Genomic DNA, 13,193 nt, shown 5'->3' on the forward strand with positions numbered 1-13,193 from the left:
ATCGCGATGGAGATGGTATAATCTAGTGAAGCAAGGGAATTTATCCAGATGACTAGATTTGGAGAGGATGAGTGAGATGGAGCTTTATTTCCGGGACAACTTCTTCAGCTCCGGCGAAACCGAGATCATGGACGCGTCCGGCCGGCCGATCGGCAAGGTCGACCTGAGGAGCGCGTTCGGCTCCTCGCTGGAGATTTTCGGCGCAGCGGGCGAAAGCTTGTACGAAGGCAGGTTCCTGGCCTTTTCGAGCAAGTGGAGGGTGCTGCAGGCCGGCGGCGAGGAGATCGGACAGCTGCGCTGGCGGATGGCCTTTTTCTCCAAGCGCTTCGAATATGACAGCTACGGTCGAGGCGTCTACCAGCTGACGTCGCCCGCGATGTCCAAAGAGTACGAGATCGCCGACGAGGACGGGCGGATCGTGGGCCGCTTCGAGCGGGTGAGCGGCTGGATGTCGGCCGGAGCTTTCCGCCTCGAGTGCGGCGAATGCCAAGTGCCGCCGCTGGAGTGGGCGGCGGTCATTCTCGGCATGAACGCGATGCAGAAGCAGTCGGCGGCAGCGGGAGGCGTCTGAGCGCTGGCGGAGAACCGCTAGAGCAGACGGTAGCCGGCGGGCAGCGAGCCCGTGCGGCGGATCTCGCGGATCTGCGCGTCGGTCAGCGATTGGTTCGTCGAGATCAGCGACTCGACATCCTCGCCGCCGATCAGATCGTCCAGATCGGGCAGGTTGCGGACCGAGCCGCGGTAGACGCGGAAGTTGCCGCGGAAGCGCGTCTCCGAGAAGACGACGAGCGTGGCGTTCGGGCTGGTGGAGAAGAAGCGAAGGCTCTCAAAGCCGTCGAGGATACGGTCCGTATCGCGGATGCCGAGGTTGCCCCGGTAGATGCGGCTGACGCCGCCGTAGCGCTCTTCGGAGTAAACGGTGAGGCGGGGATAGGTCTGGCTGGCTTGCACAGGTTTCATCGGAGGGAATCTTCCTTTCGGATTGGCTTCCCTAGCAGAATATGATAGAAGCTGCGAAAGGTTCGGGGCGCCTGCCGGGGGAGCATGAACGACTACTTCCTTACCCAGGGCCAGCCTGCGGCAGCATGCCTCCGGTCGGACCGCCGCGTGCTGCCGATTGGTTCGGCTCGCGGCTTTTGCGAAAGGTGGTTTCCGACGGTTCCGCTGGAATTGAGTCGTTCCCATCCGTTGCCAACGACGCCTCAGACGCTTAGAGCCCTTTTTTTCGCGCTTCCAAAAACGTAACGACGCGTCAGACGCTTCCAATAGGCCGCTCGCATGATTCTGCATGTTTTTCCGGCCTTTTGCAGGGCTAAGCGCGTGACGCGTCGTTAGAGTTGGGAGCCGCCCTTTTTGGGGCTGCTAACGCTCTGATTCGTCGCAAGCGGTCCTCCGCGCTTCGACTGGATTAGCCGCTCGCAAGACCGAGCTCCGCCCGGCCCGCAGGCGCCTCGCCTAGCGCTCAGCCCTCGAGCAGCGCGGCATCGCCCTCGGCGATTCGGCCCTCGCCCGGCCCACAGGCGCCCCGCCTAGCGCTCAGCCCGCGCGCCCCGCCTAGCGCTCAGCCCTCGCGCAGAGCGGCATCGCCCTCGGCGATCCGGCCCGGCTCGAGAACCGAGGCGTACAGCCCGAAGCTCAGCCCGAAGCGGTCGTTCACGACGCGCAGCAGCGACGGATCGCGCTCCAGGCTGTCCGGATCGTAATTGACCATCGAGCAGCGCTGGCAGAACGAATCGACCTGCAGCAGCGCGCCGCCGATGCGCAGCCGCGCGCCGAGCAGCGACTCGTCGTCGAGCTCGGGTTCGTCCGTCCGCAGCAGCAGGTTCGGTCGAAAGCGAAGGGCTTCGGCCTCCTTGCCCCAAGCGGCCTTCAGCCGCCGCAGGGAAGCGTCGGTGACGATCAGCACGCTGGCGGCGTCGACCGCCATCAAGCCGTTGCCTTCGCGGCCGGGAGCTCCTTCCGCGCTCATCGACATGCGCGTGCCCGTCACCTGCTCCAGCTCGTCCCCGAGGGCGGGCTCCCAGCGGTAGGAGGGGCCGAGCGGGGAATCGACGCGCACGCCTTCTTCCCCGTAGGCGGCGCGGTACATCAGCAGGGCGGGGAACTTGCGGGCGGTATGGTAGCTGCTCCAGCCTTCCTTGGCTTCGTCGTACAGGCTGCAGAAGCGGTCGCCTTCCAGGCCGTACCGCTCGACGGAGACGCCTTGCAGCCGCTCGCCTCCCATCGACTTGACGGGATAGCGCCAGATTTCGCTTGTTTGTCCGATTCGCATGCGTTCATCGTTCTCCTTTGTCGAGATCATAGGGACGGGCCGAGAGGCGAGCCGACGGCAGCAGGCAAAGGGCCAGCCACAGCAGCAGTCCGGCGGCCAGCATGCCGCCGATCAGGCGGACGACGCCCGGCCAGCCGGCCGCGCTCCAGGCGAGGCCGCCGGCCGTCCCGCCCAGGCTCGAGCCGGCATAGTAGAACAGCAGGTACAGCGAGGACGCCTGCGCGCGTCCTGCGGGCGCGGCCGCTCCGACCCAGGCGCTGGCGACGGCATGTCCGCCGAAAAATCCCGCCGTGAACAGCGCCGTGCCGAGCAGCGTGAGGCCGAGCTGCTCCGGCAGCGTCAGCGCCAGCCCGGCGGCCAGCAGGCCGAGCGCCAGGCCGAGCGCGGCGCGTCGGTCGCGCAGCCTGCCCATGAGCGGGGAGCTGACCGAGCCGGTCAGGAACAGGATGAAGATCCAGCCGACCCACGCTTGCGGCAGCTCGAACGGCGGGGCCAGCAGCCGGAAGGCGAGATAGCTGTACAGCGTGACGAAGCCGCCCATCAGCACCGCGCCGATGCCGAACAGCGCGAGCAGGACGGGCCGCCGCAGATGGCGGCGCGAATGCGCCAGCATCTCCTGCGGCGTCGTCCGATTCGCCGCGCTCCGGCGCGGCTCCGGCAGTCGGCGCATGAGCTGCCAGGCGGCGAGCAGGCCGCACAGCGCGACCGCTCCGACGCCCCAGCGCCAGCCGGCGAGGTCGCTGATCGTGCTGACCGCGCCGCGGCCGGCAAGGCCGCCGATGGAGTTGCCGCTGATGTACAGCCCCATCGCGGCGCCGAGGCTGGCGGGATCCATTTCCTCCGCGAGGTAGGTCATCGCTACGGCCGGCAGTCCGGCCAGCAGGATGCCCAGCAGCGCGCGCAGCGCCAGCAGCGAGGCGAACCCCGGCGCCAGCGCCGCAGCGAGGCAGATCAGGCTCGCCAGCAGCAGCGATGCTTCCATGACGCGCTTGCGGCCGATGCGGTCGGACAGCAGTCCGGCGATCGGCAGCGCGGCGGCGAGCAGCACCGTGCTGACCGACAGCGTGAGGCTGGCTCCGGCCGGCGTCTGCCCGAACTCGCGGGCGAACTCGGGCAGCAGCGGCTGCACGCTGTACAGCATGCCGAACGTGGCCGCGCCGGCCACGAACAGCGAACGGCCGGCGCGCCGGTAGTCGTCCGAGCCTCGGACGATGCGTCCCGGCTCGTCCGGGATTGGGTTCATGAAGCCGACCTTCCTTTCTTTGATGCGGGAAGCAGCGTCTGTTTCGTCCAGTATAGCGATTTTTCAGAGAACAAATAAGTAGCCGTAGGACGTTTTCCCGCGAGCGGACTGCAGTTTTGCCCGAAGATGGGCTATAATGAGGGCAAAGGCTCATCCAATGCGCGGGAGGGAAAGAATACCTAATGACGGATAAAGTGAAAATTTTCAGCGGATCCTCCAATGTTCCGCTGGCCAAAAGCATCAGCGAGCAGCTCGGGCTGCCGCTCGGCGAGGTGACGCTGAGCCAGTTCGACAACGGCGAGCTGTACGTCTCCTACGGCGAGCCGATCCGGACCTGCCATATCTTCATCGTGCAGTCGCTGTCCGATCCGGTCAACGAGAACTTCATGGAGCTGCTGATCATGATCGACGCGGCCAAGCGCGCCTCGGCCAAGACGATCAACATCATCATGCCGTACTACGGCTACGCCCGCCAGGAGCGCAAGCGCCATCCGCGCGAGGCGATCTCGGCCAAGCTGGTCGCCGACCTGCTGCATACGGCCGGAGCGTCGCGGATCATCACGCTGGACCTCCACACGGCGGCGATCCAGGGCTTCTTCACCTTCCCGGTCGACCATCTGACCGCGCTGGACGAGCTGACCGAGCACATCCGCGCCAAGAACATCGAGAACCCGGTCATCGTCTCGCCGGACGCCGGCCGGGCCTCCACCGCCGAGAAGCTGGCCAACTATCTGCATGCGCCGTTCGCGATGGTCGTGACGAACCACGATCCGCATACCGGCGAGGAGAAGATGCATGTCATCGGCGACGTCAAGGACAAGACGCCGGTCATCATCGAGGACATCATCGACACCGGCCGCACGCTGTTCAACGTCGTCGAGAAGCTCGTGGAGAAAGGCGGCCGCGACGTCGTCATCGCCGCTACGCACGGCCTGTTCTCCGGCGACGCGCTGGAGAAGCTCAACCATCCGCATATCCGCGAGATCGTCGTCACCGACTCGATCCTGCAGCAGGCCAGCCCGTCGGACAAGCTCACCGTCATCCCGACGGCGGGCCTGTTCACCGAGGCGATCCGCTCCAACATCTACGGCGGCTCCATCGCCACCTTGTTCAAAAACCGCGGCATCTGACGGCGCGCCGCGCGAGTCCGCGCCCGAACGGCCGCGCCCCAGGCCCTGCTCCCCGGATCCGATCCGGCGGCAGGGCTTTTCGCGTTCGGCAGAGGCTTCACTTTTCCGGCGAAAGCCGGCAAAAATCCGGAAACATGCCGGCTGCGCGCCCTCGGCGGCGGCTTGCGTGCTATACTTTCTAATAAAAACTCGGCCTAGGGCCGAGACCGCCATCCGCATCCGAAGGAGGTCCGGCATGCCGCGCCTGAACCGAATTAGAAGCGCTTACAACAATCTGTCGATCCATCACAAGATGCTGCTGCTGCTGTCGGTGCTGATGATCGGCTGCTTCGTGTTCTACCAGCTCGTGCTCGGCTATGTGTTCCGAATCTACGACCGCCAGATCTACGAGAAATCGTCGCAGGTGCTCGGCACGTCGTCGATCGCCATCGAGAACCGGCTGCGGGAGGTGGAGGGACTCAGCTTCCGCGTGCTGGCCGACCCGGTCATCCAGCAGGCGCTCGGCAAGCTGAGCGGCTCGCCGACGTCGTACGAGCAGAACGTGCTGCGCAAGCGGGTCGCCGACCAGCTGATCAGCTATGCCGGATCGGAGAAGGATGTCTATTCGATCCTGCTCATCGACACGCGCGGCATCCCGATCTCCGCGGGCAACCGCGAAGGCATCACCGCCGGCATGCAGCTCGATCTGGTCGCGCTCGCCGAGCGGACGGACGGGGCGCATGCGTGGAAGGTGACCGCGGACAAGCGGGCGGCGCTGCTCTCGGTGCGCAAGATCCGCTCGTTCACGACGCAGAACCTGACGTTCGACAACCTGGGCACGCTGATCATCCGGACGCGCATCGACCGCATCATCGAGGATCAGATGGATACGGGCCCGGGCCAGGCGCGCCTCATCCTGACGGACGGCAAGGACATCATCTATCCGCTCGCGGACGACATGCCGCTGACGGCCGCGGAGGCGGCCCGCACCGCCGCGCAGGGCAAGCCGTACGGCGTGGAGTCCTATGCCGGAGGCGAGTATTTCACGGCGCTCATGGCGTCCAAGAACATGGGCTGGACGTATTTGTACGTCACGCCATTCGACGAGATGTTCCGCCAGCTGACCGCGGTCAAGCGGATCGTGCTGGCCAGCTTCGTCGCCATCTTCCTCGCCGCGCTGCTGCTCGGCGCGATGCTTTCAAGCAGCATCAACCGGCCGATGCTGCTGCTGCTGCGCAAGATGCGGCAGATCGAGAAGGGCCAGCTCGACCGGCTCGAGGAGCAGTCGCTCGGCGCGGTGCCGGAGCTGTCCCATCACGAGGCGGGCATCCTGCATCGGACGTTCACGATGATGCTGCAGCGCATCCGCGAGCTGATCGACGAGAACTACGCCAAGCAGCTGACGATCCGCGAGGCGGAGCTGAAGGCGCTGCAGGCGCAGATCAATCCGCATTTCCTGTACAACACGCTCGAGTCGATCAACTGGCAGGCCAAGATGAACGGGCAGAGAAGCATCTCCGAGATGGTCGAGGCGCTCGGCCATCTGATGCGCAGCTCGATCAGCGGCACCGAGGACCTGCTCCCGCTGGAGCAGGAGCTGGAGCTCGTGCGCAGCTACGTCACGATCCAGGCGATCCGCTACGAGGAGCGGCTGGACTTCCGGCTGGAGGCGGAGGAGGAGGCGCTGCCGGCGCTGCTGCCCAAGCTGACGCTGCAGCCGCTCGTGGAGAACGCCGTCCACTACGCGCTGGAGCCGATGATCGAGCCATGCGTCATCACGGTGAGCGCGTCCACGTCCGGAGGCCGGCTGCGGCTGGCCGTATCCGATACGGGGCCGGGCATGCCGCCGGAGTTCGTGGAGCGGCTGCGCCGGGGCGAGGTGCGCACGCGCGGTCAAGGCATCGGCCTGGCGAACATCGCCGAACGGCTGCGGCTGACGTATGGAGGCGACGCGAGCCTCGAGATCGAAAGCGCCGAGGGCAAGGGAACGACGGTCAGGCTGGACATGCCTTATACGGAGGAAAGGGAGGAGACAAGCCATGCGAAGCGTGCTGCTGGTCGATGACGAAAGGCTGATCGTGGAGGGCATCGCCAAAGTGCTGGACTGGAGCGGGCTCGGCCTGCGGCTCGCCGGAACGGCGCGCAACGGGCTCGAGGCGCTGGAGGCGATCGAGCGGGAGCGTCCCGACCTTGTGCTGACCGACATCCGGATGCCGGGCCTCGACGGGCTCGGCCTCGTGGAGCGGACGGCGGAGCGGCATCCGCGCATCCGTTTCGCGATGCTGACCGGGTACAAGGACTTCGACTACGCCCGCCGCGCGATGCAGCACGGCGTCCGCCACTACCTGCTCAAGCCATGCAGCGAGCAGCAGATCGGCGAGGCGCTGACGGAGCTGGCGCGGGAGCTGGAGGAGGAGGACGAGCGGGACGGCTTCCTCTCGGAGATGGAGCAGCGCTACCGCCGCATGCTGCCGCATGTGAAGGAGCAGTTCCTCAAGGAGTTCATCACGAACCGCACCTACGGCAGCCGCGATCTGGCGCTGTACCAGAGCCTGTTCGGCATGGAGCTGGACGGCCGGCCCGTGCGGCTCATGCTGCTCAGCCCGGCGGGCGAGCCGGATTACGCGCAGCTGTTCGCGCTGTCCAACATCGCGGCGGAGCTCATCCCCGGCATCCTGCTCAGCACGACGATCGACGGCACGCTGCTGGTCGTGCTGGACGACGGCGGCGAGCCGGACGACGAGGCTGCGCGCGGGACGGACGGGGCGGTCGAGGCGGTCGGGACGATGCGGGTTAAGGAGGCCAAAGCCGGCTCGCCGCAGCGGCTCGCGCCGGAGCTGGAGGCGCGCATCGGCCGCGTGCAGGAAACGTTCCGGCGCTTCTACAAGCTGGAGGCGACGGCCGCGCTCAGCAGCGCGGGCCGGATGGTCGAGGCGCGCCGGCTGTATCGCGAGGCGCGGGAGTGCCTCGCGCACCGGTTCTACGTCGGCGACGACAGCCTCATCGTCCGCAGCGACCTGCCGGCGGCGCAAGGCGCCGAGGCGCTGCCGGAGCCGGACGAGGAGCGGCTCTGCCTGCTGCTGCGCTCCGGCCTGGCGGACGAGGCGCGCCTGGAGATCGAGCGCTTTCTCGGCGAGCTGGCGGAGCGGCGGGCGGCGCTGCCGGCGGCCCGCTCCTGCGTGCTGCAGCTGTATGCGGCGATGATCCGCGTCTGCCCCGAGGCGGAGGCCGAGGCGTTCACGCTGCGGGCGGCGGAGCTGTCCGGCATCGACACGCTCGCCGGGCTCGGCGAGTTCGTCACGGACAGCGCGATGCGGCTCGCCGACCATTACCACCGCCTGACGCTGAGCCGCCAGTCGTCGGCCGTCGAGCGGCTGATCGCGATTATCGAGCAGGACTACGCCGATTCCGGCCTGACGCTCGGGGCGGTCGCGGCCGGCCAGCTGTTCATGAACGCCGACTATGTCGGCAAGATGTTCAAGAAGGCGACCGGGGAGAGCTTCTCCGCCTACCTGAACCGGCATCGCATCCGCGAGGCGTGCCGGCATATCCGCAGCGGCGGAGACGCGCGCGTCGCCGAGCTGGCGGAGCGGTTCGGCTTCGGCGACAACGCGCCTTATTTCAGCCAGGTGTTCAAAAAATGGACGGGACGGACGCCGAGCGAGTTCAAAAAATGCCCCTCTGATTTTTAACGGGATGGCTCTGCTTTTTGGATTCCGGGAGCAAGCCGGACTTGAGACAATAGAGCCAAGGGAAGAAAGAAAGCGCTGACAGCCGGCGGGCAAGCGACCGAGCCGGCAGCGCCTTCGGCTTCCGACTTGCCAACCAAGGGGAGATCATGCGATGAAAAGAAGAATGCTCGGCCTGCTGGCCGCCGTTACGCTCGCCTCTACAGCCCTATCCGCCTGCAGCTCCGGCAACGACGCGCCGGCCGGCGGCTCCGCAGACGATCCCGTATCGCTGCGCATCGCCTGGTGGGGCTCGGATTCCCGCCACGCCTATACCCAGCAGGTCATCGACCTGTATACGAGCAAGCATCCGAACGTCAAGATCGACGTGGAGTACGCGTCCTTCGACGACTACTGGAAAAAGCTCGCTCCGCAAGCGGCGGCGAAGCAGCTGCCGGACATCGTGCAGATGGACATTTCCTACATCAGCCAATACGCCAAGAACGGCCAGCTCGCCGAGCTCGAGCCGTACCTGAACAACCAGATCCAGGTCGGCGACGTCAGCGAGAGCGTGCTCGGCACGGGCCTGCTGGGCGGCAAGCAGTACGGCATCCCGATCGGCGTCAACGTGCTTGGCTTCCACTACGATCCGGAGCTGCTGAAAAAGGGCGGCATCGACAGCATCCCGGCCGACTGGACGTGGGAGAAGTACGAGGAGATGGCCCGGCAGACCGGCTCCAAGGGGCTGTACTTTGACTCCGGGTTCGCGCCGGACATCTTCTTCAACTACTACCTGCGCACGAAGGGCGAGACGCTCTACAACGAGGAGGGCAACGCGCTCGGCTACGACGACGACAAGCTGTTCACGGACTTCTTCCGCATCCAGGCGGATCTCGTCAAGGAAAAAGCGCTGCGCTCGCCGGATTACCTGAACCAGATCAAGGGCGTCCTCGAGGAGTCCGACCTCGTGAAGGGCACCGGCATCGGCGTCTTCCAGTGGTCCAACCAGTTCGTCGGCCTGCAGAAGGCCGCCGCCCGCCCGCTCGCCCTGGCTCCGATGATGGGGCCGGACATGGAGAAGGGCATCTACATGCAGCCGAGCATGTACTGGGCGATCACGAACAACTCCAAGGCCAAGGAGGAGGCGGCGAAGTTCATCGACTTCTGGGTGAACGACGTCGAGGCGAACAAGATCATCAAGGGCGAGCGCGGCGTGCCGATCAGCTCCGCGATCAAGGAAGCGATCGCCGGCGAGCTCGACGAGCCGGTCAAGCAGGTGTTCGATTTCGTCTCCGAGATGGAGCCGAAAGCCTCGCCGATGAGCCCGCCGCCGCCGACCGGCTCGCCGGAAGTGATCGCCGCGCTTGCCGACCTCATCGAGGAGCTGAACTTCGGCCGCATCACGCCGGAGCAGGCCGCGGCCTCGTTCCGCAAGACGGCCAGCGAAGTGCTCGCCGCCAACAAATAGAGAAACGTCCGGCCGCGGCGCTGCGAGCAGCGGGGCTTTCCCCGAACCGGAGCGGCGCGCTGCGGGACGGGGGAGCAAGGGCTTGAGGGGAGAAGCCGCCGTCCGGGCGGCTTTTCTCCTCTGCGGGGACGCTGGGCGCCTGCGCGCCCCGCGCCCGCTGCCGGCCCGCCGGGCTTCCGCCGCCGGATGAGAAAGGAGAGAGACCATGCTCAAGCGAAACACCGCGCTCCGCAACGATCTGACCGGCTATGCCTTCATCAGCCCGTTCGTCATCGGCTTCCTGGCCTTCACGCTGATCCCGATGTTCATCTCGCTCTACCTCAGCTTCACGAGCTACAACCTGTTCAGCGCTCCGCGCTGGATCGGGCTCGACAACTTCGTCAAGATGTTCACTGGCGATCCCAAGTACATGAACTCCCTGCGCGTGACGTTCCTGTACGTCTTCGTCGGCGTGCCGCTGCGGCTCATGTTCGCGCTGTTCATCGCGATGCTGCTCAACAACGGCTCGCGCCTGATCGGGACGTACCGCACGCTGTTCTACCTCCCGTCGATCATCGGCGGCAGCGTGGCCGTATCGATCATGTGGCGCAACATCTTCGGCAGCGAGGGTATCGTCAACAGCGCGCTGATCGCGATCGGGCTCGGCCCGGTCAGCTGGTTCGGCGATCCGAACGCGGCGCTCGGCATGCTCGTCACGCTCTCCGTCTGGCAGTTCGGCTCGTCCATGCTCATCTTCCTGGCGGGCCTCAAGAACATCTCGCCGGAAATGTACGAAGCCGCAGGCGTCGACGGCGCGGGCCCGGCCCGGCGCTTCTTCCGGATCACGCTGCCGCTGCTTAGCCCGATCATCCTGTTCAACCTGATCATGCAGACGATCAGCGCCTTCATGACGTTCGTGCCCGCCTACATCATCTCCAAGGGCGAGGGCGGCCCGATGGACGGCACGATGCTCTACTCGCTGTACCTGTTCCGCCAGGCGTTCATGTTCAACAACATGGGCTACGCCTCGGCGATGGCGTGGGTCATGCTGATCATCGTCGGCATCATGACCGCCGTGCTGTTTTTCGTCTCCAAGTACTGGGTGTTCTACGAGTCGGAAGGGGGGCGCTGACCGATGGCCTGGAAAACGATCAAATGGCCCGTCTATCATCTGTTCGCCATCGCGCTGGCCGTGCTCATGCTCTATCCGGTGCTGTGGATGCTCATGAGCAGCTTCAAGGAGAGCCGGCTCATCTTCGTCACGGCCGAGTCGCTGCTGCCGGACAAGTGGGTGTGGAGCAACTACGCCGACGGCTGGAAGGGAACCGCGGGCTACCCGTTCATGACGTACATCTGGAACTCGCTCGTCATCGTCGTGCTGTCGACGATCGGAGCGGTGCTGTCGAGCTCGCTCATCGCCTTCGGCTTCGCGCGGCTGAGCTTCCGCGGGCGCAACCTGTGGTTTGCGCTCATGATGGTGACGCTCATGCTGCCGCATGACGTCGTGCTCGTGCCGCAGTACGTCATCTTCACCAAGCTCGGCTGGCTCAACTCGATCGCGCCGATCGTCGTGCCGCAGTTTTTCGGCATCCCGTTCTTCATCTTCCTGATGGTGCAGTTCATCCGCACGATTCCGCGCGAGCTTGACGAGGCGGCGACGATCGACGGCTGCGGCAAGCTGCGGCTGTACGCCCGGATTATCCTGCCGCTGCTGCGCTCCTCGCTGGCGACGGCGGCGATCTTCTCCTTCTACTGGCGGTGGGAGGACCTGCTCGGTCCGGTGCTCTACCTCAACTCTCCGGACAAGTACACCGTCTCGATGGCGCTCAAGATGTTCCTCGACAGCGAGTCGACGTCCAACTGGGGCGCGATGTTCGCGATGTCGATCGTCAGCCTCGTGCCGGTCATCGCCCTGTTCTTCGCGTTCCAGAAGCATATCGTGCAGGGCATGGCGACGAGCGGGCTGAAGGGATGAGCGGCATGGAAGAGGAAGCGGCAAGGACGAACGCGGAGCTGCCGGATGGAGAAGCCGGAACGAAGGGATGAGCGGCATGGAAAAGGAAGCGGCAAGGATGAACGCGGATCTGCCGGATGGAGACGCCGGGGCGCGCCAGGACGGAGCTGCGCCTGTCGAGGGCGCCAGGCGGCAAGCGGGCGAAGCGCCCGAAGCAAGCGCCGCCGAGCCGCCGGCAACGGGCCGGGGCGCGGCGGAGCTGCGCTTCGCCTTCGGGCCGGGCGAGCCGCCGCCGGGCGCGGCGCAGGTGCGGGCAGACGATGCTTACAGCGACGAGCGCGGCTGGGGCTTCGAGCCGGGCTCGACTGTGCACGAGCGGCTGCGGCCCGGCGGCGAAGGCATCCTGATTCCGGCGCAGGCCGTATTCGCCGTGGCAGTGCCGGACGGCATCTATCACGTCCGAGTGCGCTGCGGCGACGAGCGGCATGCGACGTCGACGAGCGTGAGGCTCGGCGAGGGCAGCCTCGTGCTGCCGCTGCTGGAGCGTCCGGCGGGCGTCTACGCCGAGGAGCTGTTCGCTGCGGCCGTGCGGGGCGGCCGGCTGCGGCTGCGGCTGTCCGGCAAGGCGCCGCGGCTGTGCGAGCTGACCGTGACGCCGGCTCCTCAGGCGGTCGGGCTTTTTCTCGCCGGAGATTCCACCGTCTGCGACCAGCCGGCGTCCGGCTATCCGTATTTCGGCTGGGGACAGGCGCTGCCGGCGCGGTTCAAGCATGACGTCGCGGTCGACAACCACGCCGTCTCAGGGCGCAGCTCGCTCAGCTTCATTCGCGAGGGGCGGCTGGAGGCGATTCTGGAGCGGCTGAAGCCGGGGGACTGGCTGTTCGTGCAGTTCGGGCACAACGACCAGAAGAACGACGCCGAGCGGTTCACCGAGCCGTTCGGCAGCTACAAGGACACGCTGCGCCGTTATGTGAGCGGCGCTCGCGAGCGGCAGGCGCATGCGGTTCTCGTCACGTCGATGCAGCGGCGCGATTTCGATGCCGAGGGACGGCTGCGGGATACGCATGGCGACTATCCGGCCGCGATGCGCGAGCTGGCCGCCGAGGAAGGCGTGCCGCTGATCGACCTGGCGGAGCTCAGTCGGGAGCTGTTCGAGGCGGCCGGTCCCGAAGGCACCAAGGACGACTTCATGTGGCTGCTGCCCGGCGAGTCGCTGAACCACCCATCCGGCACGCGCGACAACACGCATTTCCAGGAGCGCGGTGCCGTCCGCCTCGCCGGCCTCGTGGCGGCGGAGATCCGCCGGCTCCGGCTGCAGCCGCTGGCCATGTACCTGCGCGAGAGCGCGGAGGGCCCGGGCTCCATTTGACGCGGGCGTGCAGTCCGCTGCCGGCCGGCCGTGGACCGTGGAGGATCCGTTCCAGCCCGCGTCGAAAAGAAAGCGGCAGGCGCGTCGTCGCCGACGCTGACATCCGACATCCGACATCCGACATCCGACAA

11 protein-coding genes are annotated in these 13,193 nt (G+C 66.3%); 8 read left to right on the forward strand and 3 right to left on the reverse strand.

The annotated features are described in order from the left end of the window. Positions 1-76: 76 nt before the first annotated feature. Entirely contained in the window at positions 77-571 is a 495-nt protein-coding gene (locus GE073_RS03630) for an LURP-one-related family protein (protein WP_101808519.1), read from the forward strand. Positions 572-588: 17 nt separating this feature from the next. Here the strand turns inward: GE073_RS03630 and GE073_RS03635 are convergent, their stop codons facing one another. The 3 genes from GE073_RS03635 to GE073_RS03645 all read right to left on the reverse strand — a co-directional run bounded on the left by GE073_RS03635 (position 589) and on the right by GE073_RS03645 (position 3,515). Further along, positions 589-960 carry a hypothetical protein gene (locus tag GE073_RS03635; protein ID WP_101808520.1) on the reverse strand — a complete coding sequence of 124 codons (372 nt, stop codon included), beginning with the start codon at positions 958-960 and terminating at the stop codon, positions 589-591. A gap of 601 nt (positions 961-1,561) precedes the next feature. Then, entirely contained in the window at positions 1,562-2,272 is a 711-nt protein-coding gene (locus GE073_RS03640) for an MOSC domain-containing protein (protein ID WP_194843259.1), read from the reverse strand. 4 nt (positions 2,273-2,276) lie between these two features. Beyond that, positions 2,277-3,515, reverse strand: coding sequence for an MFS transporter (locus GE073_RS03645; RefSeq protein WP_153782779.1), 1,239 nt, complete (start codon positions 3,513-3,515; stop codon positions 2,277-2,279). A 182-nt stretch (positions 3,516-3,697) separates the two neighbouring features. Between GE073_RS03645 and GE073_RS03650 the strand changes: the two genes are divergently transcribed. From GE073_RS03650 to GE073_RS03680, 7 genes are all read left to right on the forward strand, one after another. Beyond that, a complete protein-coding gene (locus tag GE073_RS03650; RefSeq protein WP_028600080.1) occupies positions 3,698-4,645 on the forward strand; it encodes a ribose-phosphate diphosphokinase in 948 nt (315 codons plus the stop codon). Positions 4,646-4,880: 235 nt separating this feature from the next. After that, positions 4,881-6,689, forward strand: coding sequence for a sensor histidine kinase (locus GE073_RS03655; protein WP_228551249.1), 1,809 nt, complete (start codon positions 4,881-4,883; stop codon positions 6,687-6,689). Then, a complete protein-coding gene (locus GE073_RS03660; protein ID WP_101808523.1) occupies positions 6,664-8,316 on the forward strand; it encodes a response regulator in 1,653 nt (550 codons plus the stop codon). Before GE073_RS03655 ends, GE073_RS03660 begins: the two co-directional genes overlap by 26 nt. A 151-nt stretch (positions 8,317-8,467) precedes the next feature. Further along, entirely contained in the window at positions 8,468-9,760 is a 1,293-nt protein-coding gene (locus GE073_RS03665) for an ABC transporter substrate-binding protein (protein WP_028600083.1), read from the forward strand. A 205-nt stretch (positions 9,761-9,965) separates the two neighbouring features. Next, on the forward strand, positions 9,966-10,871 hold the full coding sequence (locus tag GE073_RS03670; protein WP_028600084.1) for a carbohydrate ABC transporter permease: 906 nt from the start codon (positions 9,966-9,968) through the stop codon (positions 10,869-10,871). A 3-nt stretch (positions 10,872-10,874) separates the two neighbouring features. After that, positions 10,875-11,714: a carbohydrate ABC transporter permease gene (locus tag GE073_RS03675; protein ID WP_028600085.1), complete on the forward strand. Its 840-nt coding sequence runs from the start codon at positions 10,875-10,877 to the stop codon at positions 11,712-11,714. Between the two features lie 97 nt (positions 11,715-11,811). Continuing rightward, the gene (locus GE073_RS03680) at positions 11,812-13,062 is read left to right on the forward strand and encodes a rhamnogalacturonan acetylesterase (protein ID WP_153782780.1); all 1,251 of its coding nucleotides are present in this window, start codon (positions 11,812-11,814) and stop codon (positions 13,060-13,062) included. Positions 13,063-13,193 lie beyond the last annotated feature (131 nt).

This window comes from Paenibacillus sp. B01 (assembly GCF_009649995.1).
Classification (GTDB): Bacteria; Bacillota; Bacilli; order Paenibacillales; family Paenibacillaceae; genus Paenibacillus_O; species Paenibacillus_O pasadenensis.